This window comes from Streptomyces sp. NPDC001927 (assembly GCF_053594455.1).
Map to the genome: position 1 here is coordinate 168,493 of NZ_JBSFEN010000012.1, position 23,935 is coordinate 192,427.

The following is a 23,935-nucleotide window of genomic DNA, read 5'->3' on the forward strand; positions in this document are numbered from 1 at the left end:
CGAGATGCGGGGCGCCCTTCGTACGTCGTGAGCCGTGGGGAATCGTTACGGCAGGGCCAGCATCCGCTCCAGCGCCAGCTTCGCGAAGCTCTCGGTCTCCTTGTCGACCTGGATCTGGTTGACCAGCTTGCCCTCGGCGAGCGACTCAAGGGCCCACACCAGGTGCGGCAGGTCGATCCGGTTCATCGTCGAGCAGAAGCAGACCGTCTTGTCGAGGAAGACGACCTCCTTGTCCGGGTGCGCGTTCGCCACGCGACGGACCAGGTTCAGCTCCGTGCCGATCGCCCACTTCGAGCCGGCCGGGGCCGCCTCCAGGGTCTTGATGATGTACTCCGTCGAGCCGACGTAGTCCGCGGCCGCCACGACCTCGTGCTTGCACTCGGGGTGGACCAGCACGTTGACCCCGGGGATCCGGGCCCGTACGTCCTCGACCGAGTCCAGCGAGAAGCGGCCGTGCACCGAGCAGTGCCCGCGCCACAGGATCATCTTGGCGTTCCGCAGCTCCTCGACGGTCAGGCCGCCGTTCGGCTTGTGCGGGTTGTACAGGACGCAGTCCTCCAGCGTCATGCCCATCTCGCGCACGGCCGTGTTCCGGCCCAGGTGCTGGTCGGGCAGGAAGAGGACCTTCTCGCCCTGCTCGAAGGCCCAGTCCAGGGCCCGCTTGGCGTTGGACGAGGTGCAGATCGTGCCCCCGTGCTTGCCGGTGAAGGCCTTGATGTCGGCCGAGGAGTTCATGTACGAGACGGGCACGACCTGCTCGGCGACGCCGGCCTCGGTCAGCACGTCCCAGCACTCGGCGACCTGCTCGGCGGTGGCCATGTCGGCCATCGAGCAGCCGGCCGCGAGGTCCGGCAGCACGACCTTCTGGTCGTCCGTGGTGAGGATGTCGGCCGACTCGGCCATGAAGTGCACACCGCAGAAGACGATGTACTCGGCCTCCGGGCGGGCCGCGGCGTCGCGGGCGAGCTTGAACGAGTCGCCGGTGACGTCGGCGAACTGGATGACCTCGTCGCGCTGGTAGTGGTGGCCGAGGACGAAGACCTTGTCCCCGAGCTTCTCCTTGGCGGCCCGGGCGCGCTCCACCAGGTCCGGGTCGGAGGGCGACGGAAGGTCGCCGGGACATTCCACCCCGCGCTCGCTCTTCGGGTCGGCCTCGCGGCCGAGCAGCAGCAGGGCGAGCGGCGTCGGCTGGACGTCCAGGGGCTGGGCGGTGGTCACGTCACGCACCCTTTCTTTCTGCGGAAGAGCTGGCTTTTCGTCTAAATGACGCTATCTATCATAACCGCTTCACGTCAGTTTGACGATGGCCATAGTGTCGATGTGACGAGTTCGCGTGCGCGCAGGCACTCGCTCCGGGTTCGCGAGCGGGTGTGCGAGCATGAAAGGGACAACGACGCGAAGCCGAGCCTCGCCCGGAATGAATCCGGGACCCCGCTGGTTGCAACCGTCGGCAAGCAGTCTCCGTCTCCGTACAACCCGGGAGAGAAGCAGATGTCCGTATCGGACGAGAAGACCACTGTCAGCGACGGCATCCTCCTGTCTGACGCCGCCGCGGCCAAGGTCAAGGCCCTGCTCGACCAGGAAGGCCGCGACGATCTGGCGCTGCGCGTCGCCGTACAGCCCGGCGGCTGCTCCGGCCTGCGCTACCAGCTCTTCTTCGACGAGCGCTCGCTCGACGGCGACGTCGTCAAGGACTTCGACGGTGTCAAGGTCGTCACCGACCGCATGAGCGCCCCGTACCTGCACGGCGCCTCCATCGACTTCGTCGACACCATCGAGAAGCAGGGCTTCACGATCGACAACCCGAACGCCACGGGCTCCTGCGCCTGCGGCGACTCGTTCAGCTAAGCCTCACGCAGTACGCCGAAGGCGGCCGCCCGGACTCCGGGCGGCCGCCTTCGCGCTTCTCAGGACGCCTCTCAGGGCGTCTCCGGTCACTTCCTCGGTACGGACTGCCCGCTCGCCCCGTCCACGACCGCGCGGCCGCCCAGCGGCTGCTCCAGGGTCACCGTGCGGGTCACCTCGACCGCGATGGCCATGCACACCCGGTCCGGGTCGATCGGCTTCTCCGTGATCCGTACGGAGACCTTGTCGGCGCTCTCCTGGGCCGTCGCCGTGTACGTGCTGCACACCCCGCCCCAGAAGGTCACCGACAGCTTCGTGCCGGCGCCGTCCACCCGGTACGACTGGATCTGCCGCGCGGGCGCCGTGCCCTCACCCGGGTCCGGGGTCGTGGTCGGGGTGGGCGTCGGCTTCGCCGGGGGCACCAGGTGCTCGGGCGCCACGGCCGTGCGGACGACCGTGTGGGGCTTCGCCCCGGCCTCCGCCTCCACCTGGAAGAGCCACGACGGTACGAGTGCCCGCTCACCGTCCACGAACTGCGCCGCGAGTCCGAAGACCGCGCCCGTCACGGCCAGCTCACGCGGCTCGTTCCTCGGCTCGCAGGGAGCCGTGGCCGTGTCCCCGGCGGAAGCGTCGGGCTTCTCCCCGGCCGGCGGGGCCGTCGCGCAGCCGCCGATGCCGATCGAGCCCGGAACGGCCGACCTGTTCAGCTCCTCCAGGGCCTTCTCCGCACCGACCACCGGGTACTCGGCGCCCTTCGCCGGCTCCTTCAACTGCCCGCTGCCGGAGACCAGTTCACCGCCCGGGCCCACCTGGATCCCGGTCGACCAGCCGTACGTCGGCAGCCCGCCCACGACCGGGTCGGCGTTGACCACCCGCAGCGAGCCCATCAGCTGGCTCGCGTCCACCTTCGCGTCGTCCTGGCCGACCGCCTTCAGGACCGGAGCGGCCGCCGCCCGCGCCGCCGCCTCGCTCACCGGGCCGCCCTTCGGCGACTCCGCCTCACCCGGGGGCGGGCAGGCCTTGCCCTTCAGGCAGGTGTCGCCGACCGGACCCCCGTCGTGCCGCGCGAACGTCCAGCTGCCCGGCGCCTCGGCCGACACGTCGAGCCGCAGCCCCGAGCCGTCCTTCTCCGGCGCGATCTTCCAGACCTCGCCCTCGAGCCGCGGCGTGCCCGCGATGCCCAGGGCCTTCGCCAGCCGGGTCACCTCCGCCGAGGTGACCCGGCCCTCGGGCCGGTGGACCGCTGCCGAGGAGGGCCCCTTGGGGAGTGGACCCTTGGCCTTGTAGACGGCTCCGCCGCCGTTCGGGTCGGGCTCACCGGGCGCGATACCGGGACCGCCGTCCCGGTTCGCGCCGTCGCCCGGGGCGTCCAGGCTCAGCGGCGGGGGCGCCGCCGGGGCGCCGCTCGACGTGGCGGTGCCGTCCGAGGTGTTCGCGAAGTACACCCCGCCGCCCCCGACGAGCAGGACGCCCGCCGCGACCGAGGCCACGAGAAGCGGCCGGGGCCGCGTCCGCCGGTTCTCCGTACCGCTCACCGCATCGCTCCTTCGTCCCTGGCCCGGGAGGACGCCTCCCGGAAGACATCAGTGGGACGGAACGGACGTGCGAGCGGTTCCGTCCCTCAGGCGCCGTATTCGGGCGTGGCGTCGATCAGCCGCGCCGAAGCGGGCGGGACGACGACCCCGTGGATCGCCGCGGGGGAGACCCGGGCGGGTGCGGCGTCCGCCGGAACCACCCAGTGCGGAGCCATGCGCGCGCTGTCGCCGCGCAGCTGGGCGAGGCTGAACTCGGACTCCTGAGGCTCACGAGGAGCGGGTTGCGTGGACATGTGCGCACCGTACGCACGCCACCGCTCCGGGGAAAAGGCCTACTCTGGGGTAGTTTCCACTGTTCGGCTGGGGCCTCCGAGCCGGTAACGTAAAGTGTCAACCGCTTTCCGTCCCGCAGGAGCGCCCAGCCGTGCGTATCGCAGTCACCGGCTCCATCGCCACCGACCACCTCATGACCTTCCCCGGCCGGTTCGCAGACCAGCTCGTAGCGGACCAGCTGCACACGGTCTCCCTCTCCTTCCTCGTCGACAACCTCGACATCCGGCGGGGAGGCGTGGGCCCGAACATCTGCTTCGGCATGGGTCAGCTCGGCGGCAACCCGATCCTGGTGGGTGCGGCCGGTTACGACTTCGACGAGTACCGCGCCTGGCTCGACCGCCACGGCGTCGACACCGGCTCCGTGCGGATCTCCGAGGTCCTGCACACCGCCCGCTTCGTCTGCACCACGGACAAGGACCACAACCAGATCGGCTCCTTCTACACGGGCGCCATGAGCGAGGCCCGGCAGATCGAGCTGAAGGCCGTCGCCGACCGCGTGGGCGGCCTCGACCTGGTCCTGATCGGCGCCGACGACCCCGAGGCGATGCTGCGCCACACCGAGGAGTGCAAGACGCGGGGCATCCCCTTCGCGGCCGACTTCTCCCAGCAGATCGCGCGGATGAACGGCGACGAGATCCGCACGCTCCTGGACGGCGCCACGTACCTCTTCTCGAACGAGTACGAGAAGGGTCTGATCGAGTCCAAGACGGGCTGGAGCGACGAGGAGATCCTCGGCCGGGTCGGCCACCGGGTCACCACCCTCGGCTCGCGCGGTGTGCGCATCGAGAGCGTGGGCGGCGAGACCATCGAGGTCGGCTGCGCGGAGGAGGACGCCAAGGTCGACCCGACCGGCGTCGGCGACGCCTTCCGGGCCGGCTTCCTGACCGGTCTGTCGTGGGGCGTCAGCCTGGAGCGCGCGGCCCAGGTCGGCTGCATGCTCGCGACCCTGGTCATCGAGACCCTCGGCACCCAGGAGTACACGCTGCGCCGCGCCAACTTCATGGAGCGCTTCACCAAGGCGTACGGCGACGAGGCCGCGGCCGAGGTCCAGACGCACCTGAGCTGACGCGACGCGCCAGGGGCTCCGCCGCGGCGGAGCCCCTATGCGCTGCCCGTAAGGGCTGTCCCTAGGACACTCGCCGCACCACGTACGCCACCCCGCCCTTCGGGGACGGCTTCTCGCCCATGTACTCCTGGCCGCGCATCTCGCACCAGGCCGGGATGTCCAGGCGGGCCGCCTCGTCGTCGGCGAGGACCGTGACCGTGCCGCCCACCGGCACGTCGCCGATCACCTTCGCCAGCTCGATCACCGGGATCGGGCAGCGCCGGCCCAGCGCGTCCACCACGAGAGAGCCGGAAGGCCCCGGCTCCGTGGCGGCCGCCTCCGGCGCCCCGAGCCGCTCCCGTACCCCCGCGACCACGCCCGGCAGCACGGCCAGGAAGCGGTCCACGTCCTCCTCCGCCGTGCCCACCGGCAGCGACACCCGGACGTTCCCCTCGCTCAGCACCCCCATCGCGCGCAGCACATGGCTGGGCGTCAGGGTCGAACTCGTACACGACGAACCGGACGAAACGGAGAAACCCTCCCGGTCCAGCTCGTGCAACAGGGTCTCTCCGTCGACATAGAGACAGGAGAACGTGACGAGATGGGGGAGCCGGCGCATCGGATCGCCCACCACCTCCACGTCCGGCACCAGCTCCGGCACCCGCGCCCTGATCCGGTCCACCAGATCCCGCAGTCGCGCCCCCTCGGCCTCCGCCTCCGCCCGCACCGCCCGCAGCGAGGCCGCCGCGGCCACGATCGCCGGCAGGTTCTCGAAGCCGGCCGACCGCCCCGACTCCCGCTCGTCCGAAGGACCTTGAGGGGCGAAACGGACACCCTTGCGGACCGCGAGCAGCCCCACGCCCGCAGGACCGCCCCACTTGTGCGCGCTCGCCGCGAGCAGCGACCAGGCCCCCTCCACCGGCCCCCAGCCCAGCGACTGCGCCGCGTCCACGAGCAGCGGCACGCCCGCCGCCCGGCACGCCTCGGCGACCGCGGCCACCGGCTGCGCCGTCCCCACCTCGTGGTTGGCGGACTGCAGACAGGCGAGCGCCGTCCCCGGCCCCAGGGCCGCCGCGAAGGCCGAGGCCTCCACCGCGCCGGACCGGCCCACCGGAACCTCCGTCACCGTGCCGCCGGCCGCCGCGTGCGCCTCGCCCGCGTGCAGGACGGCCGAGTGCTCGACCGCCGAGACCACCAGACCGGCCCCGACACGCCGACGCCCCGCGAGCGCGCCGGAAATTCCGGAATGCACCGACCTTGTCCCCGAAGGAGTGAACACGAGCTCGTCGGCGCGGCAGCCCACCGCCTCCGCCGCGGCCTCCCGCGCCGCGTCGAGCAGCATCCTGGCCCGCCGCCCCTCGCGGTAGAGCCGGGCGGGGTCGGCCCAGCCCTCGTCGAGGGAGGCAAGCAGGGCCTGGCGGGCGACGGGGTGGAGCGGGGCGGAGGAGGCGGCGTCGAAGTAGGGCACCGGACCACGCTAGCCCCCGCTCCGTAATCCCCCGTCAGATCCCCCGTCCGCAGCGCCGATCGCCCCACGTCCGGGGGGTCGCGACCGCCCGGCGGAAGCCCGGCGTCCACCCCTTCGGGGAGTCGGACGGCGCGTTGGGCACCCTCCCCGCGCGACCCCAAATAGCGTCCAGTAGGGTTTGGTCCGCATAAACATCCAAACCCCTGCCCGCGGCCGGGGCGGCGACCGACCACGTGACGGACGGCCGTGGCCGACCAGCGCGGGCCGAGACTCTCGGGAAGGCGCTACGTGAGTCCCAACGGCTCCGACCTCCCCCGCAGCCAAGGCGCGGGTGGTACCCCCACGTCTCGGCGCCCGATGCGGCGGAAGCTGCCGCAGGTGCTGACTGCGGGCCTGATCCTGGCGACAGCCACCGGCTGCTCGTACAACTGGGAAGACTTCCCCCGCCTTGGTATGCCCACTCCGGTCACGGAAGAGGCACCCATCATCCTCTCCCTCTGGCAGGGCTCGTGGGCGGCCGCGCTCGTCACGGGCGTGCTGGTGTGGGGGCTGATCGTGTGGTCGGTCATCTTCCACCGGCGCAGCCGCACCAAGGTCGAGGTACCTCCGCAGACGCGGTACAACATGCCCATCGAGGCGCTGTACACGGTCACCCCGCTCATCATCGTCTCCGTGCTCTTCTACTTCACGGCGCGCGACGAGTCGAAGCTCCTGTCGCTCTCCGACAAGCCGGCCCACACGATCAACGTGGTCGGCTACCAGTGGAGCTGGGGCTTCAACTACGTCGAGAACGTGCCGGGTGTGACGGGTGACGCGCAGACGGCCCCGAACCTCGACGCGATCCCGGACAAGTACCAGGACGACTTCCCGGCGAACGCCGGCGGCGTCTACGACGCCGGTATCCCCGGTGACCGGAACCCGCAGACCGGCAACCCGGGTCCGACCCTGTGGCTGCCGAAGGGCGAGAAGGTCCGGTTCGTCCTGACCTCCCGTGACGTCATCCACTCCTTCTGGGTGGTCCCCTTCCTGTTCAAGCAGGACGTCATCCCGGGTCACACCAACGTCTTCGAGGTGACTCCGACCCAGGAGGGCACCTTCATGGGCAAGTGCGCCGAGCTCTGCGGCGTGGACCACTCCCGGATGCTCTTCAACGTCAAGGTGGTCTCTCCGGAGCGCTACCAGCAGCACCTGAAGGAGCTGGCGGAGAAGGGGCAGACCGGCTACATCCCGTCGGGCATTGAGCAGACGGACCCGGCCAGGAATGCGGAGAAGAACCAACTGTGAGCATCCTCAACGAACCCCAGGGTGCGGCCGCGGCTGAGGACTCGTACGAGAACGAGCTCCCGGTACGCCGCAAGCAGCCCGGCAATGTCGTGGTGAAGTGGCTGACCACCACCGACCACAAGACGATCGGCACGCTGTACCTGGTCACGTCGTTCGTCTTCTTCTGCATCGGCGGACTCATGGCGCTCTTCATGCGCGCCGAGCTGGCCCGTCCGGGTACGCAGATCATGTCGAACGAGCAGTTCAACCAGGCGTTCACGATGCACGGCACGATCATGCTGCTGATGTTCGCGACGCCGCTGTTCGCCGGATTCGCGAACTGGATCATGCCGCTGCAGATCGGCGCGCCCGACGTGGCGTTCCCGCGGCTGAACATGTTCGCGTACTGGCTGTACCTCTTCGGCTCGATCATCGCGGTGGCCGGCTTCCTCACCCCGCAGGGTGCGGCCGACTTCGGCTGGTTCGCCTACTCCCCGCTGTCGGACGCCGTCCGCTCGCCGGGTGTCGGCGCCGACCTGTGGATCATGGGTCTGGCCTTCTCCGGCTTCGGCACGATCCTCGGCTCGGTCAACTTCATCACCACGATCATCTGCATGCGCGCTCCGGGCATGACGATGTTCCGTATGCCGATCTTCACCTGGAACGTGCTGCTGACCGGTGTCCTGGTCCTGCTCGCCTTCCCGGTCCTCGCGGCCGCGCTGTTCGCCCTGGAGGCGGACCGCAAATTCGGTGCCCACGTCTTCGACGCGGCCAACGGCGGTGCCCTGCTGTGGCAGCACCTCTTCTGGTTCTTCGGACACCCAGAGGTGTACATCATCGCCCTGCCGTTCTTCGGCATCGTCTCCGAAGTGATCCCGGTCTTCAGCCGCAAGCCGATGTTCGGTTACATCGGTCTGGTGGCCGCGACCATCGCGATCGCCGGTCTCTCCGTGACGGTGTGGGCCCACCACATGTACGTCACCGGTGGCGTGCTCCTACCGTTCTTCTCCTTCATGACGTTCCTCATCGCCGTACCGACCGGTGTGAAGTTCTTCAACTGGATCGGAACGATGTGGAAGGGCTCGTTGTCCTTCGAGACACCGATGCTCTGGACGATCGGCTTCCTGGTCACCTTCACCTTCGGTGGTCTGACGGGCGTCATCCTGGCCTCGCCGCCGATGGACTTCCACGTCTCCGACTCGTACTTCGTCGTCGCGCACTTCCACTACGTCGTCTTCGGCACCGTGGTCTTCGCGATGTTCGCCGGCTTCCACTTCTGGTGGCCGAAGTTCACCGGCAAGATGCTGGACGAGCGGCTCGGCAAGATGACGTTCTGGACGCTGTTCATCGGCTTCCACGGCACGTTCCTGGTGCAGCACTGGCTCGGTGCCGAGGGCATGCCGCGTCGTTACGCGGACTACCTCGACGCCGACGGCTTCACCGCGCTCAACACGATCTCGACGATCTCCTCGTTCCTGCTCGGTCTGTCGATCCTGCCGTTCCTCTACAACGTCTGGAAGACCGCCAAGTACGGCAAGAAGATCGAGGTCGACGACCCGTGGGGCTACGGCCGTTCGCTGGAGTGGGCGACCTCCTGCCCGCCGCCGCGGCACAACTTCCTCACCCTGCCGCGGATCCGTTCCGAATCCCCGGCGTTCGACCTGCACCACCCTGAGATCGCGGCGGTCGACCAGCTGGAGAACAAGCCGCACGAGGCCGAGGCTCTCACCGCCGGCAGCAGCAAGGAGGCCGGCAAGTGAAGATCCAGGGCAAGATGTTCATCTGGCTGAGCGTCTTCATCCTCGCCATGGCGATTCTCTATGGCGTGTGGTCGAAGGAGCCGGTCGGTACCACGGCGCTCTTCCTGGCCTTCGGCCTCGCCATCATGATCGGCTACTACCTGGCCTTCACGGCCCGGCGGGTCGACGCGATGGCGCAGGACGACAAGGAGGCCGACGTCGCGGACGAGGCCGGCGAGGTGGGCTTCTTCGCCCCCCACAGCTGGCAGCCGCTCTCGCTGGCCGTCGGTGGTGCGCTCGCCTTCCTCGCCGTCGCGATGGGCTGGTGGATCCTGTACTTCTCGGCTCCGCTGATCCTGGTCGGTCTGTTCGGCTGGGTGTTCGAGTTCTACCGCGGTGAGAACCAGAACCAGTAGCACCACCCGCTTCACCCCGTAACACCCCGAGGGGCCCGGACACTTCGTCGCCACGAAGTGTCCGGGCCCCTCGTTTGCAGTACTCGACGCGCTGGTCGGCCGGAATGTTCTTACGGTGATGTCATGAACGACACGCCGCGCATTCGGACTGTTCTGAGCTGCACTCTTATGGCCCTGCTCGTCAGCGTGGGCGCCGGTGCCTGCGCGGGCTCCGACGGCCATCCGCTCTCGGCGAAGCCGTACGACGCGGCGGAGCAGGTCTCCTTCAGCGCCCCCGAGGGCGACAAGAAGGCGGACCCGGACAAGGCGCTGGAGATCACGGCCAAGGGCTCCGACGGCCGTATCACCGACGTCACGGCCGTCGACGCGACCGGGCACCACCTGGCCGGCGAACTGACCGCCGACGGCCGCCTCTGGCGCTCCACGGGCTCCCTGACGGCCGGCGCCCGCTACACCGTCAAGGTCTCCGTGGAGGACGAGGACGGGGCCCCAGGCACCCGTACGTTCACCTTCGAGACCGCCCCGGCCAAGCGGGCCCTGACCGTCGAGTTCGGCCCGGAGGCGGGCAAGTACGGCGTCGGGCAGCCCATCACGGCCGAGCTCAGCCTCCCCGTGCAGGACAAGAAGGCCCGCGCGGTGGTCGAACGGGCCCTGAAGGTGCGCTCCACGCCGGCCGTCGCGGGCTCCTGGCACTGGGTGGACGACCGGAAACTGCACTTCCGTCCGAAGGAGTACTGGCCCGCGGGCGCGTCGATCACCGTCACCGGCAACCTCGCGGGCGTCAAGGTCGGCGACAAGCTCTACGGCGGCGAATCGAAGCCGCTCAAGCTGACCATCGGCGACCGGATCGAGGCCGTCGCGGACGCGGGCTCGTACTCCATGACCGTGCGGCGCAACGGAGAAGTGATCAAGACCATGCCGGTGACCACCGGCAAACCGGGCTTCTCCACCCGTAACGGCATCAAAGTCGTGCTCGGCAAGGAGTATTACGTCCGGATGCGGGGCACCAGCGTCGGCATCGCCGAGGGCAGCTCGGAGTCGTACGACCTGCCCGTGTACTACGCCACCCGGGTGACCTGGAGCGGCGAGTACGTCCACGCCGCGCCCTGGTCCGTCGGCTCACAGGGATTCGCGAACGTCAGCCACGGCTGTGTCGGCATGTCGACGGGGAACGCGGCCTGGTTCTTCGAGACCGTCCGCCCCGGCGACATCGTGCAGACCGTCAACAGCATCGGCGACACGATGGACCCGTTCGGCAACGGCTTCGGCGACTGGAACCTGGAGTGGGACAAGTGGCGCCAGGGCAGCGCCCTGGTGGCCGACACCAAGAGCGCCGCCCACGAGCCCGACCCCAGCCGCCTCGCGCCGTCGATCTAGGTCCTTCCGAGGCCGTTACGCGTCGATGGACAGGCGCTCGCGCAGCAGACCCGCCAGGGACGCCGCGAACTCGACAGGTTCCACCGGAAGAGTGACCGCGGCGTCCGCCCGGCTCCAGGTCGCCAGCCAGGCGTCCTGCGGCCGGCCGATCAGGAGCAGCACCGGCGGGCAGCGGAAGACCTCGTCCTTGATCTGCCGGCAGACGCCCATCCCGCCCGCGGGCACGGCCTCGCCGTCCAGGACGCAGGCGTCGATCCCGCCCTCCTCGAGGCGCGCGAGCACGGCCGGGAGTGTCGCGCACTCGATGAACTCGACCGGCGGAACGTCGGCCGCGGGCCTGCGCCCGGCAGCCAGCCGCACCTGTTCCCGCGTGTTCGCGTCGTCGCTGTAGACCAGGACCGTGGCGCTCGACTGCATCGTTCCTCCGTGAAGGTCATCAACCGATGCGCGGGATGCTACTCCGTCCCACACCCCGTCAACACCGGTACGACACCGGTTGGGAGGCCACTTCGATGGGCCGTTCGGGCTGGACAGAGGCCCCTGACACTCCGAACGGCACCCCCCGGAGTGAGGGCGGGATAAGCGACCGACATAATGTCGGTCGTGGCGACAGTAACGACAGTAGAAACCGGGCACGCGCACCCGTCGGTCAATCGACCGAACCTCACCAGCGTCGGAACCATCATCTGGTTGAGTTCCGAGCTGATGTTCTTCGCGGCCCTCTTCGCGATGTACTTCACCCTGCGATCGGTGACCGGCCCCGAGTTCTGGACGGAAAAGGCCGACGCCTTGAACTTCCCGTTCTCGGCGACCAACACCACGATCCTGGTGCTCTCCTCCCTCACCTGCCAGCTCGGCGTCTTCGCCGCGGAGCGGGGCGATGTGAAGAAGCTCCGGACGTGGTTCATCATCACGTTCGTGATGGGTGCGATCTTCATCGGCGGCCAGGTGTTCGAGTACACCGAGCTGGTCAAGCACGAGGGGCTCTCGCTCTCGTCGGACCCGTACGGCTCGGTGTTCTACCTGACCACCGGCTTCCACGGCCTGCACGTGACGGGCGGTCTCATCGCCTTCCTGCTGGTCCTGGGCCGGACGTACGCCGCCAAGAGGTTCACTCACGAGCAGGCAACCGCCGCCATCGTCGTGTCCTACTACTGGCACTTCGTCGATGTCGTCTGGATCGGCCTCTTCGCCACGATCTACATGATCAAGTAATCGGGTCCCGGGACCCGAGCACATCCAGCAAGCATCGACGCAGAAGATCCTGACACCGGGGTAATCCGTGAAAAAGCTCTCCGCACGACGACGCCATCCGCTGGCGGCGGTCGTCGTCCTACTCCTCGCGCTGGCGGCCACCGGGGGGCTGTACGCCGCGTTCGCGCCCGCGGGCACGGCGAAGGCCGATGAAACAGCCCAGTCCCTCGCCATCGAGGAGGGCAAGAAGCTCTACGCCGTCGGCTGCGCCAGCTGCCACGGAACCGGCGGTCAGGGCACCACTGACGGCCCGTCCCTGGTCGGCGTCGGTTCGGCGGCCGTGGACTTCCAGGTCGGCACGGGCCGTATGCCGGCCCAGCAGCCGGGCGCCCAGGTGCCGAAGAAGAAGGTCATCTACACGCAGGCTGAGATCGATCAGCTCGCGGCGTACATCGCCTCCCTCGGTGCCGGCCCGATCACGCCGACCGAGGGCCAGTACAGCCCCGACGGCGCCGACATCGCCCGTGGTGGCGACCTGTTCCGCTCCAACTGCGCCCAGTGCCACAACTTCACCGGTGAGGGCGGCGCGCTGACGCACGGCAAGTACGCCCCGAACCTCGAAGGCGTGAGCCCGAAGCACCTGTACGAGGCCATGCAGACCGGCCCGCAGAACATGCCGTCCTTCCCCGACACGACCATGCCGGAGAAGGAGAAGAAGGACATCATCGCGTACGTCCAGGCTGTCAACGGCGAGAAGGCCGACAGCCCCGGCGGGCTCAGCCTCGGCGGCCTCGGCCCCGTCAGCGAGGGTCTGTTCGCGTGGGTGTTCGGTCTGGGTGCGCTGATCGCAGTTGCCGTCTGGGTCGCGGCCCACACCGCTAAGGCCAAGAAGTCATGAGTAGCCAAGAGATTCCAGAAGAGAACCTGCCCGCAGAGCAGGACACCGCGCACGGCGCGGTGAAGGTCCTCGACGACCCGTTCGCGGACCCGGGCCTCCCGCCCCACAAGCCGCGCATCCAGGACATCGACGAGCGGGCCGCCAGGCGGTCCGAGCGTGCGGTCGCCTTCATGTTCACGCTGTCGATGCTGGCCACCGTCGGCTTCATCGCCTCGTACGTGATCTTCCCGGTCGACAAGATCGTCTACATCTGGCCGTTCGGCCGGGTGAGCGCGCTCAACTTCAGCCTGGGTCTGACCCTCGGCGCGGCGCTCTTCTTCATCGGCGCGGGCGCGGTCCACTGGGCCCGCACCCTGATGTCCGACGTGGAGATCGCCGACGAGCGTCACCCGATCCAGGCGTCGCCGGAGACCAAGGCGAAGGTCATGGCGGACTTCGCGGCCGGTGCCGCCGAGTCCGGCATGGGCCGCCGCAAGCTCATCCGCAACACGATGTTCGGCGCGCTGACGCTCGTACCGCTCTCCGGCATCGTGCTGCTGCGTGACATGGGCCCGCTGCCCGAGAAGAAGCTCCGGTCCACCCTGTGGGCCAACGGCAAGCAGCTCATCAACATGAACACGCACGAGCCGCTGCGTCCCGAGGACGTCGCCGTCGGTTCGCTGACCTTCGCGATGCCCGAGGGCCTCACGGAGCACGACCACGACTTCCAGGTCCAGATCGCCAAGGCCGCCCTGATGATCGTCCGGATCCAGCCGGAGGACATCAAGGACAAGCGCGAGCTGGAGTGGTCGCACGAGGGCATCGTCGCCTTCTCGAAGATCTGCACCCACGTCGGCTGCCCGATCTCGCTGTACGAGCAGCAGACCCACCACGTGCTCTGCCCGTGCCACCAGTCCACCTTCGACCTCTCCGACGGCGCCCGTGTCATCTTCGGCCCGGCCGGTCACGCCCTTCCGCAGCTGCGGATCGGTGTGAACGACAAGGGCAACCTGGAGGCGCTCGGCGACTTCGACGAGCCCGTCGGCCCTGCCTTCTGGGAGCGCGGATGAGCACTGTGACCGATACGAAGAAGAAGGCACCCGCCGGCGAGCGGGTGGCCGACTGGGCCGACGGCCGCCTGGGGATCTACTCCCTGGCCAAGGCCAACATGCGGAAGATCTTCCCGGACCACTGGTCCTTCATGCTGGGTGAGATCTGCCTCTACAGCTTCCTGATCATCATCCTCACGGGTGTGTATCTGACGCTGTTCTTCCACCCGTCGATGAACGAGGTGGAGTACCACGGCAGCTACATCCCGCTGCAGGGTCAGCTGATGTCCGAGGCGTTCAACTCGACCATGCACATCTCCTTCGATGTGCGCGGTGGTCTGCTCATCCGGCAGATCCACCACTGGGCGGCGCTGATCTTCCTCGCCGGCATGTTCGTGCACATGATGCGCGTGTTCTTCACCGGCGCGTTCCGCAAGCCGCGTGAGATCAACTGGCTGTTCGGCTTCCTGCTGTTCTTCCTGGGCATGTTCACCGGCTTCACCGGTTACTCGCTCCCGGACGACCTGCTCTCCGGCACCGGTGTCCGCTTCATGCAGGGCGCGATCCTGTCCGTGCCGATCATCGGCACGTACCTGTCGATGTTCCTGTTCGGCGGGGAGTTCCCCGGCGGCGACTTCGTCGCCCGGTTCTACTCGGCGCACGTCCTGCTGCTGCCCGGCATCATGCTCGGTCTGGTGGTCGCCCACCTGATCCTGGTCTTCTACCACAAGCACACGCAGTTCGAGGGCCCCGGCCGTACGAACAAGAACGTCGTGGGCATGCCGCTGCTGCCGGTCTACATGGCCAAGGCCGGAGGCTTCTTCTTCCTGGTCTTCGGTGTCATCGCGGTCATCGCGGCGATCGCCTCGATCAACCCGATCTGGGCGCTCGGCCCGTACCGCCCGGACCAGGTGTCCACCGGCGCCCAGCCCGACTGGTACATGGGCTTCGCCGAGGGTCTGATCCGTGTCATGCCGGGCTGGGAGATCAACCTCTGGGGCCACACGCTCGTCCTGGGCGTGATGATCCCGCTGGCGATCTTCCCGGCGGTCCTCGCGGCCATCGCGGTCTACCCGTTCATCGAGTCGTGGATCACCGGCGACAAGCGCGAGCACCACATCGCGCAGCGCCCGCGCAACGCTCCGACGCGCACCGCCTTCGGTGTCGCCTGGATCACCGCGTACATGATCATGCTCGTCGGTGGTGGAAACGACCTCTGGGCCACCCACTTCCACCTGTCGATCAACTCGATCACCTGGTTCGTCCGGATCTTCTTCTTCGTCGGACCGGTCATCGCGTTCGTCGTCACCAAGCGGATCTGCCTCGGCCTCCAGCGCCGGGACAAGGACAAGGTGCTGCACGGACGCGAGTCCGGCATCATCAAGCGCCTGCCGCACGGTGAGTTCGTCGAGGTCCACCAGCCGCTCAGCCAGGGCGAGCTGTACAAGCTCACGGCGCACGAGCAGAACCAGCCGGCCGAGCTCGGCCCGCTGGTCGACGAGAACGGCGTCGAGCGCAAGGTCGGCCGCATGGAGAAGCTCCGCGTCAAGCTCAGCAAGGGCTACTACGGCGAGGACCACCAGATCGCCAAGCCGACCGCCGAGGAGTACAAGGAGATCACGAGCGGCCACGGCCACCACTGATCACCTGATCGCCTGACCGCAAGGTCGCCACAGCGAGAGCCCCGTCCATTCGATGGACGGGGCTCTTTGCCGTGCTCCCGGATCGATAGGGTGGGACCTGTATTCCGTTACGTGATGACCAGGAGCTGCCATGAGCGCTGCGACCCCCGCTGGAGGCGAGTACAGGGCGGGCCTCCCCCTGGCTTCGACCGGGGGGACCCCCACCTGGCCTGGCGTCCTCGACGGACTGCTGACCGGCCGCGACCAGAGCGCCGAGGACACCGCCTGGGCCATGGACCGCATCCTGCGCGGTGAGGCCACCGACGCGCAGATCGCCGGCTTCGCCGTCGCCCTGCGCGCCAAGGGCGAGACCGTCGACGAGATCACCGGGCTCGTCCGCACGATGTACGAGCACGCCAACCTGATCGAGGTCCCAGGACCGTCCGTCGACATCGTCGGCACCGGCGGCGACGGCGCCAAGACCGTCAACATCTCCACCATGTCCGCGATCGTGGTGGCCGGCACCGGGGCGAAGGTCGTCAAGCACGGCAACCGGGCCGCCTCCAGCGCGAGCGGTGCCTCCGACGTCCTGGAGAAGCTGGGCGTCAACCTCGAACTGACCCCGAAGCGGGTCGCCGAGGTCGCGGACGAGGCCGGGATCACCTTCTGCTTCGCCGTGAAGTTCCACCCGGCGCTGCGCCACGTGGCGGCGGCCCGGAAGGAGCTCGGCATCCGGACCACCTTCAACTTCCTCGGTCCGCTCACCAACCCGGCCCGCGTCAAGGCCCAGGCGACTGGTGTCGCCGACGCCCGGATGGCCCCGATCATGGCCGGAGTGCTCGCCGAGCGCGGCTCCTCCGCGCTGGTCTTCCGCGGCGACGACGGCCTGGACGAGCTGACGACCACGGCCACCTCACGGGTCTGGGTGGTACGGGACGGCCAGGTGCGCGAGGAGGCCTTCGACCCGAGGGACGTCGGCATCGAGCTGGTCCCGGTGGAGGCCCTGCGCGGCGCCGACGCCTCGTACAACGCGGACGTGGCGCGCCGGCTGCTGGCGGGTGAGACCGGTCCCGTACGGGACGCGGTCCTGCTGAACTCGGCGGCGGCGCTCGTGGCGCTGCACCCGGGGTCGGGCACCCTGGCGGAGCAGCTGCGCGAGGGGATCGCGCGGGCGGCCGAGTCGATCGACTCGGGGGCCGCCCGGAAGGCGCTGGAGCGCTGGGTGGCGGCGAGCAACGCGTAGCGCCGGCGCGCGGCAGAGGGGTCCGGGTTTGTCCGGGCCCCTTTTTCGCGTCCCGGATCCCGGACACGGGTTGCGCCGGAGCGATCACCTGACATAGCTTCTTGGCCAGGTCATGAGTGACAGCTACGAAGCCCCGGCTTGCTGTCCGGCAACCCTCCGTCCGTGGCGGGGTGCCCCGGGTGAAGACCAGGCCGTGGACAGCAAGGTCCGCGGCAAGCGCGGACCCCTGCGACACCCTGGGGTCCTGGTCCTCAAGGGAGCAGTCTCGTGAGCAAGCGAATGCGATAGGGCCTTCGGCCCCGTTTCCCCACCCTCCGCACGCCGTGTCGTGTGTCGAGGCAACACCCGTACGAGGCACCCACATCGTGCTGCCCTGCGGGCCCTTCGCTGCCCCAGTCCTGCCAGGGAGATACCGCCATGTCCGCGTACCCGAACGCCACCGTCACCACTGCCGCCACCGCCGCCGACGCCGAATCCGCCGACCCCTGCTGTGCCGCTCCGCTCCCGGTCCTCGGGCGGGACGTCACCGTGCCGCTCGTGACCGGCGGCGAGGTCACGTACGCCGCGCTCGACTACGCGGCCAGCGCGCCGGCCCTGCAGCGGGTGTGGGACGACGTCGCCGCGTACGCCCCGTACTACGGCAGCGTCCACCGGGGCGCCGGGTACCTCTCGCAGCTCTCCACCGACCTGTTCGAGAACAGCCGCGTCACGGTCGCCGAGTTCCTCGACTGCCGCCCCGAGGACCAGGTCGTCTTCACCCGCTCCACCACCGACTCGCTCAACCTGCTCGCCCAGGTCGTCCCCGAGGGGTGCGAGGTCTTCGTCTTCGAGACCGAGCACCACGCCTCGCTCCTGCCGTGGCAGGACGCCCGGGTCACCTACCTCAACGCGCCCCGCACGCCCGCCCAGGCCGTCGAGACCCTGGAGCGCGCCCTCGCCGACCGCGACCCCTACGGCCCGGCCCTCGTCTGCGTGACCGGTGCCTCGAACGTCACCGGTGAGCTGTGGCCGGTCAAGGAGTTGGCCGCCGCCGCCCACGCGCACGGCGCCCGGATCGTCCTCGACGCCGCCCAGCTCGCGCCCCACCACCCCGTCTCCGTACGGGAGTTGGACGTGGACTGGGTCGCGTTCTCGGGGCACAAGCTGTACGCCCCGTTCGGTTCGGGCGTCCTCGCGGGCCGCGCCGACTGGCTCCAGGACGCCGAGCCGTACCTCGCCGGTGGTGGCGCCTCCAAGAAGGTCGCCCGCCGCGCCGACGGCGGGGTCGACGTCGAGTGGCACACCACGGCCGCCCGCCACGAGGCCGGTTCGCCGAACGTCATCGGCGTCTACTCCATCGCCTCCGCCTGCAAGGCGCTCACCGAGGCCGGTTTCGACCAGCTCGTCGCCCGCGAGCAGCACCTCATCGACACCGTCCGCGCGGGCCTCGCCGAGGTGCCCGAGGTGAAGGTGCTCTCGCTCTTCGGCGACGACGCGCCGCGCGTCGGCGTCATCTCCTTCGTCGTCGAGGGGTGGAACAGCTCGCACTTCGCCGCCGCGCTCTCCGCCGAGTACGGCATCGGCGTCCGCGACGGCCTCTTCTGCGCCCACCCGCTCGTCCGCACCCTGCTCGGCAGCGACCCGCAGACCCAGGGCGAGTGCGGCGCGCCCGAGGCCGCGCCCGGCGAGAAGTCGCTCAACGCGATCCGGGTCAGCTTCGGCGCCGGTACGCCCGACGAGCACGTGGAGCGTTTCGTACGGGCCGTGAAGGAGCTCGTCCGGGACGGCGCGCAGTGGAAGTACCGCACCGAGGACGGCCGTTGCGTCCCGGACCGCGGCTGACGATCAGGGCTGTTCAGGCCGCCAGCCGGGTGCCCAGCAGGACCATCCGCAGAGCGCGCTCGGCCGCGTCGGCGAGGAACTCCGCGCCCCGGTCGAGCGCCTCGGGCAGCGCCATCGGGGCGGGCAGGATCGAGCCGTAGGCGTCCACCCCCACCGCCCGTACGTGGTGGGCGCCCTTGCCGAGGGTGCCCGCGAGGGCGAGGACGGGGACGCCGTGGGCCTTGGCCCGACGGGCCACCTCGGCGGGGATCTTGCCGCGTACGGTCTGCCCGTCGAGGGCGCCCTCGGCCGTGATGACCAGGTCGGCGCGGGCGAGCCGGGCGTCCAGGTCGATCCGGTCGAGCAGCACCTCGAACCGGGGCAGCAGCCGGGCGCCGAGCGCGGCGAGCCCGGCGCCGAGACCGCCCGAGGCGCCTGTGCCCGGGGCGGTCCGCAGTGCGACCGGGACCGGCAGGTCGCGGCCGAGGACGGCGGCCCACCGCTCCAGGGCCGCCGACAACTCCTCGACCTGCTCCGGGCTCGCGCCCTTCTGCGGGCCGAAGACCCGCGCCACGCCCCGCTCGCCGCACAGCACGTTGTACGGATTGCAGGCCACGAGGAGCTCGGCCTCGTCAAGGCGGGGGTCCAGGCCCGTCGCGTCGATCCGGTCGAGGCGGTTCAACGCCATTCCACCTAGGGGGAGTTCGGCTCCTTCGGTGTCCAGGAGTCGGGCGCCGAGGGCCTGGAGCGCGCCCGCGCCGCCGTCCGAGGTGCCCGAGTCGCCGCAGCCGACCAGGACGCGGCGCGCCCCGGCGTCCAGCGCGGCCCGGATCAGCTCGCCGACCCCGAAGGTCGTCGTGGCGCCCGGGTCGCGCCGCCCGGCCGGCACCAGCGAGAGGCCCGCGACGGCCGCCATCTCGACCACCGCGGAGTCGGGGGCGAGGAGCGCGAAGTGGGTCCGGACGGGTGAGCCCAGCGGGCCGGTCGCGACCCGGGGCACGAGCCTGCCCCCGGTCGCGGCCGCCAGGGCCCGCGCCGTACCCTCACCGCCGTCGACCAGCGGGATCAGGTCGAGCACGGCGTCCGGGCAGGCCCTGCGCACCCCCTCGGCGATGGCCTCGGCGGCCTCGGGAGCGGAGAGGGACTCCTTGAAACCGCTGGGGGCGACGGCGATACGGAAGGTCATGGCTGGGACTCCAGAAGGACGGGCACGCCGAGCAGCGGCCAGACGAAGAGGGCGAAGCACAGCACGAGCGCGGCGCTGAGCGGGGCGAGCACGGCGGAGAGCCGCAGCAGATGGCCCGGGGTGAAGGTGGGGACGCCGTCGGGTGGTTCGGCGAAGAGCGCGACCGGTTTCGCGGAGGCGGGCAGCGTCTGGCAGAAACCGGCCGCCGCCGTCGAGGCGAGCGCGGCGGCCACCGGGTTGACCCCGGCGGCGACCGCCGCCGCGATCACCAGCGGGACGAGCACGGAGGAGCGGGCGGAGCGCGACTGGAGGACCAGGTGCGCGGCCGTGCCGACCACCACGACCGCCGCGAGGAACCCCCAGGCGGGTATCCCGTCCACCGGAAGACCGCCGACCAGCCAGCTGGCCGCGCCCGAGTCGACGAGCGCCACGCCCATCGCGGTGGTCGCCGCCATGAACAGGAGCATCGGCCAGGGCACCGACCCGAGCCCCTCCTTGAGCCGTACCGTCCCCAGCGCCGGCGAGGAGGCCACCACCGCGCCGATCAGCGCCACCACCGCGGGGGACACCCCGTGGAGCGGCTCCGAGCACCAGAGCGCGACCACCGTGCCGAGCAGCAGCAGACAGCGGGTCTCCGCCGTGGTGAGCGGTCCCGAGACGGCGGTGGGGGAGTGCTCCTGGAGCTGGGCGACCGTGATCCGCACCGGCTCGCGCCGGTCCGCGCGGCGGGTCGTCGTCCACAGCACGGTCTCCGCCGCCAGATGGGAGGACACCACCGCGAGCGGCAGCCCGAGCACCAGCCACTCCACGAAACCGATCCGCTCACCCGTCCGTTCCAGGAGCAGGCTCACCGTGATGAGGTGCGCGCCCGCGCCGATCAGCGTGGCCACCGCCGAGAGCAGGACGACGGTCGGGAAGAGCAGCGCCAGCATCACCACGAGCCGGCGCCGCTCGGCGAGGACCTGGGCGAGCGCGAGGAAGACGGGCAGCGCGAGCGCCGCGCGGCCCGAGGTGGAGGGGACGGCGAAGGCGGTCACCACCAGGGCGGCGGTGGTCAGATGGACCAACTGCCGTACGGTACGGGCCCCGCTGACCAGGAAGGCGGCCGCCCGCCCGGCCAGCCCGGTCCGGGTCACGGCGGCGGCGAGCACGAAGGCGCAGATCAGCAGCCAGATCGTCTCGTCGCCGAGGGTGCTGAAGAGCGTGTCGGCGCTGATCACCCCGGTCGCGGTGAGCGCGAGGCCCGCGCCGAGGGCGACGTAGGTGTCGTCGACGGGGGCGGCGATCCAGGCACAGGTCGCGAGGGCGAAGACGGCCAGGGTGAGCCGGGCCTCCTCGCCGAGCCCCGGGGCGGTGCCGGGGACGGCGAGCAGGGCGCAGAGGCTCAGGGCCAGGCAGAGCCAGACCGCCTGACGGAGGGAGAGGTTCACGAGAACCACTCTCCGAGCGGGGGGTGAGCCGCCCATGAGCCCGCCATGAAGGAAGGTTCATGCGGGCGGCGGCCCGCTCGCTACGGCATGCGGTACCCCATGCCCCGTACCGTCTCCAGGCGTTCCGCCCCGAGCTTCTTGCGCAGCGCCCGGACGTACACGTCCACGATGTTCGAGCCGGGGTCGAAGTCGTAGCCCCAGACGTGGGAGAGGATCTGCTCCCGCGACAGGACCTGGCCCGGGTGGCGCAGGAAGAGTTCGAGCAGCACGAACTCACGGGCCGTCAGATCCACCGTCCGCTCCCCGGACCTGGCCCGTCGGGTCCGCAGGTCCAGGCTCAGGTCCTCGCCGCCGCGCAGCACCGTCACCTCGGGGGTGCGGGCGGCGGTGCGCAGCCGCAGCCGGATCCGGGCCAGCAGCTCCTCGAAGCGGAACGGCTTGGTCATCCAGTCGTCCGCGCCGCCCTCCAGGCCGGCCACCGTGTCCCGTACCGAATCACGGGCCGTCAACACGATGACGGGCAGCGTCACCCGGGCCTCGCGCAGCTCCCGCAGCACGGTGAAGCCGTCCCTGCCGGGCAGCCCGATGTCCAGGAGCATCAGGTCGAAGCCGCCGGAGACCGCCCGGGCGAGGGCGGTGTCACCGTCGGCGGCGACCGTGGTGGTGAAGCCGTTGGCGCGCAGCCCCTTCTCCACGAAGGAGGCGATCCGGTCCTCGTCCTCGGCGATCAGAATGCGGTTCACGGCGACTCCTGGAGGTCGAGGACGAGGACGAAGGTGGCTCCGCCGCCCTCGGTCGGGCGGAGCTCGACGCGCCCGCCCCGATGGCCTTCGGCGATGGCCCGGACGATGGAGAGCCCGAGCCCGGCGCCGCCGGTCCGGGCGCCCCGGCGGGCGGTGCCGCGCCGGAACCGTTCGAAGATGATGTCGGCGTCCTGCTCCTGGACGCCCGGTCCCGCGTCGGCGACGTACAGCTCGATCCGGTCCTCGACCGCCCGCGAGCCGATCGCTATCCGCTGCCCGGCGACGGTGTGCTGGACCGCGTTCTGCGCGAGCTGCACCATGGCCTGGGTGATCCGCTGCGGGTCGAGGACGGCCGCCCGGTCGGCGACCCCGTCCAGGACCCAGTCCCGTTCGCCGAGGGCGCGGGCCTTCACGAAGACGTCGGCGGTCAGTTCGGCGAGCTGGACGGGCTCGGTACGGACGAAGTCCGGCCGTTCGGCCTTGGCGAGGAGGAGCAGGTCCTCCACGATCCGGCTCATCCGGTCGAGCTCGTCGGTCACGAGCCGTACGGTCTCGCGCTGTTCGGCCGGGTCCTCGCCCATCAGCTCCAGATGGCCGCGCACGATGGTGATGGGCGTGCGCAGTTCGTGCCCGGCGTCGTCGACGAACTGGCGCTGCCCGGCGAACGCCTGTTCAAGCCGGTCCAGCATCGCGTTGAAGGTCTCGGCGAGCGCGGCGATGTCGTCCCGGCCCTGCACGGGGATCCGCTGGGTCAGATCGCGCTCGGTCAGCTCGGCGGCGGTCGCGCGTACCACTCGTACGGGTGCAAGGATGCGGCCCGCGACGGCCCAGCCGATCCCGGTCGTCATCAGCAGCGCCACGCCCGATATGGCGAGCAGCGCGCGGAACGCCTCGTCGGCGACGGCCCGCTCGCGGTCCGCGTGGAAGGCGACCACGAAGGCCGCCCCGCGTGCGGCGTCGCTCCTGATCGGCACCTTCGCCCAGCGGACCTCGCCGCGCGCGCGGTCGAGCCGTCCCGAGGAGGCCCCGGAGGCGGCGATGGCGTCCAGCGAGGGGCGGTCGCGGTGCAGGGCGACGGAGGCGGGGAGCTCACGGGACTGCCGGATGACCCGGAGCCCCTGGCCCGACGGGCCGACCAGGCCGAGGAGTTCCTCGTCGGGGTCGGAGTACTGGCGCTGCAGGAAGACGCGGAGCAGCGCGTCCGGATCGGTGAACGGGCGGCCCGTCGCGGGGTCGAGGCCCTGCGCCACGAAGTTGGCGAACTCCCCGGTCTCCTGGGTCAGGAGCTGGTTGATCCGGTGGTCCACGTCCCGCAGCAGGATCGAGCGGGTGGCCACGGCGACGGCCGCCAGGGCCACGGCCATCACGAGCAGCAGCCAGAGCAGGATGCGGACGCGGGCGGACACCCGGTATTCAGCCCTCGTCACGGACGTCGTCATCGTCGTCGCCGGTGGCCGAGGGCCCGGGCACCACGGCGTCGGACGGCGGCGGGGTGGAGGGCGTCCCGCTGGTCGTCGGCGTGCCCGTCGTGCCTGGGCTCGGCGTGGAGCTCAGCTCCACGGCCGGCGGCACCCGGGGAGCCTCGGGCTCGTCGGTCAGGGCGTAGCTCGTCGCCGCTATCCCCAGCGGGATGGCGACGACGGCCGCGAGCGTGGCCATGCGATGGGTGAAGGACATGCGATCAGGCTCGCGCGCGCGGGCGCCGGCGAGGATGAGGCCCCGATGAGGATTCCTTCATCTTCGAGGGCGTCCTCGCCGGGAGCGTCTCCG

The 23,935-nt window shown here is 70.3% G+C and carries 22 protein-coding genes and 1 riboswitch; of the genes, 12 read left to right on the forward strand and 10 right to left on the reverse strand.

Features of this window, described 5'->3' with window-relative positions:
- Nucleotides 1-45: 45 nt before the first annotated feature.
- The gene (nadA, locus tag ACWCO8_RS30290; protein WP_451034940.1) at nt 46-1,227 is read right to left on the reverse strand and encodes a quinolinate synthase NadA; all 1,182 of its coding nucleotides are present in this window, start codon (nt 1,225-1,227) and stop codon (nt 46-48) included.
- Between the two features lie 264 nt (nt 1,228-1,491).
- Here nadA and erpA point away from each other — a divergent pair, with 264 nt between their 5' ends.
- Nucleotides 1,492-1,848, forward strand: coding sequence for an iron-sulfur cluster insertion protein ErpA (gene erpA, locus ACWCO8_RS30295; RefSeq protein WP_362013422.1), 357 nt, complete (start codon nt 1,492-1,494; stop codon nt 1,846-1,848).
- A gap of 86 nt (nt 1,849-1,934) precedes the next feature.
- Here erpA and ACWCO8_RS30300 read toward each other — a convergent pair whose 3' ends face one another.
- Both ACWCO8_RS30300 and ACWCO8_RS30305 read right to left on the reverse strand, forming a co-directional pair.
- Entirely contained in the window at nt 1,935-3,380 is a 1,446-nt protein-coding gene (locus ACWCO8_RS30300) for a hypothetical protein (RefSeq protein WP_451034941.1), read from the reverse strand.
- A gap of 86 nt (nt 3,381-3,466) precedes the next feature.
- Entirely contained in the window at nt 3,467-3,673 is a 207-nt protein-coding gene (locus ACWCO8_RS30305) for a hypothetical protein (protein ID WP_451034942.1), read from the reverse strand.
- A 131-nt stretch (nt 3,674-3,804) separates the two neighbouring features.
- On the opposite strand from ACWCO8_RS30305, the gene ACWCO8_RS30310 reads away from it, so the two are divergent.
- A complete protein-coding gene (locus ACWCO8_RS30310; protein WP_362013419.1) occupies nt 3,805-4,779 on the forward strand; it encodes a carbohydrate kinase family protein in 975 nt (324 codons plus the stop codon).
- Between the two features lie 61 nt (nt 4,780-4,840).
- Here the strand turns inward: ACWCO8_RS30310 and ACWCO8_RS30315 are convergent, their stop codons facing one another.
- Nucleotides 4,841-6,226, reverse strand: coding sequence for an aminotransferase class V-fold PLP-dependent enzyme (locus ACWCO8_RS30315; protein ID WP_451034943.1), 1,386 nt, complete (start codon nt 6,224-6,226; stop codon nt 4,841-4,843).
- A 288-nt stretch (nt 6,227-6,514) separates the two neighbouring features.
- Between ACWCO8_RS30315 and ctaC the strand changes: the two genes are divergently transcribed.
- The 4 genes from ctaC to ACWCO8_RS30335 all read left to right on the forward strand — a co-directional run bounded on the left by ctaC (nt 6,515) and on the right by ACWCO8_RS30335 (nt 11,021).
- Nucleotides 6,515-7,510 carry an aa3-type cytochrome oxidase subunit II gene (gene ctaC, locus ACWCO8_RS30320; RefSeq protein WP_451034944.1) on the forward strand — a complete coding sequence of 332 codons (996 nt, stop codon included), beginning with the start codon at nt 6,515-6,517 and terminating at the stop codon, nt 7,508-7,510.
- Entirely contained in the window at nt 7,507-9,249 is a 1,743-nt protein-coding gene (ctaD, locus tag ACWCO8_RS30325) for an aa3-type cytochrome oxidase subunit I (protein ID WP_362013413.1), read from the forward strand. Before ctaC ends, ctaD begins: the two co-directional genes overlap by 4 nt.
- On the forward strand, nt 9,246-9,644 hold the full coding sequence (locus tag ACWCO8_RS30330; RefSeq protein ID WP_361669642.1) for a cytochrome c oxidase subunit 4: 399 nt from the start codon (nt 9,246-9,248) through the stop codon (nt 9,642-9,644). The genes ctaD and ACWCO8_RS30330 overlap by 4 nt, the downstream gene beginning before the upstream one ends.
- Nucleotides 9,645-9,767: 123 nt before the next feature.
- On the forward strand, nt 9,768-11,021 hold the full coding sequence (locus ACWCO8_RS30335; protein ID WP_451034945.1) for an Ig-like domain-containing protein: 1,254 nt from the start codon (nt 9,768-9,770) through the stop codon (nt 11,019-11,021).
- Between the two features lie 15 nt (nt 11,022-11,036).
- On the opposite strand, the gene ACWCO8_RS30340 is transcribed toward ACWCO8_RS30335, so the two are convergent.
- Nucleotides 11,037-11,438 (reverse strand): hypothetical protein, encoded by a 402-nt coding sequence (locus ACWCO8_RS30340; protein WP_362013410.1) that lies wholly within the window; start codon nt 11,436-11,438, stop codon nt 11,037-11,039.
- A gap of 177 nt (nt 11,439-11,615) precedes the next feature.
- Between ACWCO8_RS30340 and ctaE the strand changes: the two genes are divergently transcribed.
- The 6 genes from ctaE (at nt 11,616) to ACWCO8_RS30370 (ending at nt 18,827) form a co-directional block, all read left to right on the forward strand.
- Nucleotides 11,616-12,236: an aa3-type cytochrome oxidase subunit III gene (gene ctaE / locus ACWCO8_RS30345; RefSeq protein WP_352189322.1), complete on the forward strand. Its 621-nt coding sequence runs from the start codon at nt 11,616-11,618 to the stop codon at nt 12,234-12,236.
- Nucleotides 12,237-12,303: 67 nt separating this feature from the next.
- A complete protein-coding gene (gene qcrC / locus ACWCO8_RS30350; RefSeq protein WP_362013408.1) occupies nt 12,304-13,113 on the forward strand; it encodes a cytochrome bc1 complex diheme cytochrome c subunit in 810 nt (269 codons plus the stop codon).
- Entirely contained in the window at nt 13,110-14,162 is a 1,053-nt protein-coding gene (gene qcrA, locus ACWCO8_RS30355; protein WP_362013406.1) for a cytochrome bc1 complex Rieske iron-sulfur subunit, read from the forward strand. The genes qcrC and qcrA overlap by 4 nt, the downstream gene beginning before the upstream one ends.
- A complete protein-coding gene (gene qcrB, locus ACWCO8_RS30360) occupies nt 14,159-15,784 on the forward strand; it encodes a cytochrome bc1 complex cytochrome b subunit (RefSeq protein ID WP_362013405.1) in 1,626 nt (541 codons plus the stop codon). The genes qcrA and qcrB overlap by 4 nt, the downstream gene beginning before the upstream one ends.
- A gap of 130 nt (nt 15,785-15,914) precedes the next feature.
- A complete protein-coding gene (trpD, locus tag ACWCO8_RS30365) occupies nt 15,915-17,006 on the forward strand; it encodes an anthranilate phosphoribosyltransferase (protein ID WP_451034946.1) in 1,092 nt (363 codons plus the stop codon).
- A gap of 108 nt (nt 17,007-17,114) precedes the next feature.
- Nucleotides 17,115-17,231: riboswitch (SAM riboswitch) on the forward strand.
- A gap of 192 nt (nt 17,232-17,423) precedes the next feature.
- A complete protein-coding gene (locus ACWCO8_RS30370; protein ID WP_362013402.1) occupies nt 17,424-18,827 on the forward strand; it encodes an aminotransferase class V-fold PLP-dependent enzyme in 1,404 nt (467 codons plus the stop codon).
- A 13-nt stretch (nt 18,828-18,840) separates the two neighbouring features.
- On the opposite strand, the gene ACWCO8_RS30375 is transcribed toward ACWCO8_RS30370, so the two are convergent.
- From ACWCO8_RS30375 to ACWCO8_RS30395, 5 genes are all read right to left on the reverse strand, one after another.
- A complete protein-coding gene (locus ACWCO8_RS30375) occupies nt 18,841-19,992 on the reverse strand; it encodes a glycerate kinase family protein (protein ID WP_451034947.1) in 1,152 nt (383 codons plus the stop codon).
- Nucleotides 19,989-21,422 carry an SLC13 family permease gene (locus tag ACWCO8_RS30380; protein WP_451034948.1) on the reverse strand — a complete coding sequence of 478 codons (1,434 nt, stop codon included), beginning with the start codon at nt 21,420-21,422 and terminating at the stop codon, nt 19,989-19,991. The genes ACWCO8_RS30375 and ACWCO8_RS30380 overlap by 4 nt, the downstream gene beginning before the upstream one ends.
- An 80-nt stretch (nt 21,423-21,502) precedes the next feature.
- Nucleotides 21,503-22,165, reverse strand: a complete 663-nt coding sequence (locus ACWCO8_RS30385) for a response regulator transcription factor (RefSeq protein ID WP_362013397.1) — start codon at nt 22,163-22,165, stop codon at nt 21,503-21,505.
- Nucleotides 22,162-23,604: a sensor histidine kinase gene (locus ACWCO8_RS30390; protein WP_451034949.1), complete on the reverse strand. Its 1,443-nt coding sequence runs from the start codon at nt 23,602-23,604 to the stop codon at nt 22,162-22,164. Before ACWCO8_RS30390 ends, ACWCO8_RS30385 begins: the two co-directional genes overlap by 4 nt.
- On the reverse strand, nt 23,579-23,842 hold the full coding sequence (locus ACWCO8_RS30395; protein WP_451034950.1) for a small hydrophilic protein: 264 nt from the start codon (nt 23,840-23,842) through the stop codon (nt 23,579-23,581). Before ACWCO8_RS30395 ends, ACWCO8_RS30390 begins: the two co-directional genes overlap by 26 nt.
- Between the last annotated feature and the right edge of the window lie 93 nt (nt 23,843-23,935).

Coding starts and splice junctions, on each gene's coding strand:
- erpA (WP_362013422.1), top strand. CDS start 1,492: ATGTCCGTATCGGACGAGAAGACCACTGTCAGCGACGGCATCCTCCTG.
- ACWCO8_RS30305 (WP_451034942.1), bottom strand. CDS start 3,673: ATGTCCACGCAACCCGCTCCTCGTGAGCCTCAGGAGTCCGAGTTCAGC.
- ACWCO8_RS30335 (WP_451034945.1), top strand. CDS start 9,768: ATGAACGACACGCCGCGCATTCGGACTGTTCTGAGCTGCACTCTTATG.
- ACWCO8_RS30340 (WP_362013410.1), bottom strand. CDS start 11,438: ATGCAGTCGAGCGCCACGGTCCTGGTCTACAGCGACGACGCGAACACG.
- ctaE (WP_352189322.1), top strand. CDS start 11,616: ATGTCGGTCGTGGCGACAGTAACGACAGTAGAAACCGGGCACGCGCAC.
- qcrA (WP_362013406.1), top strand. CDS start 13,110: ATGAGTAGCCAAGAGATTCCAGAAGAGAACCTGCCCGCAGAGCAGGAC.
- qcrB (WP_362013405.1), top strand. CDS start 14,159: ATGAGCACTGTGACCGATACGAAGAAGAAGGCACCCGCCGGCGAGCGG.
- trpD (WP_451034946.1), top strand. CDS start 15,915: ATGAGCGCTGCGACCCCCGCTGGAGGCGAGTACAGGGCGGGCCTCCCC.
- ACWCO8_RS30370 (WP_362013402.1), top strand. CDS start 17,424: ATGTCCGCGTACCCGAACGCCACCGTCACCACTGCCGCCACCGCCGCC.
- ACWCO8_RS30375 (WP_451034947.1), bottom strand. CDS start 19,992: ATGACCTTCCGTATCGCCGTCGCCCCCAGCGGTTTCAAGGAGTCCCTC.
- ACWCO8_RS30390 (WP_451034949.1), bottom strand. CDS start 23,604: ATGACGACGTCCGTGACGAGGGCTGAATACCGGGTGTCCGCCCGCGTC.
- ACWCO8_RS30395 (WP_451034950.1), bottom strand. CDS start 23,842: ATGTCCTTCACCCATCGCATGGCCACGCTCGCGGCCGTCGTCGCCATC.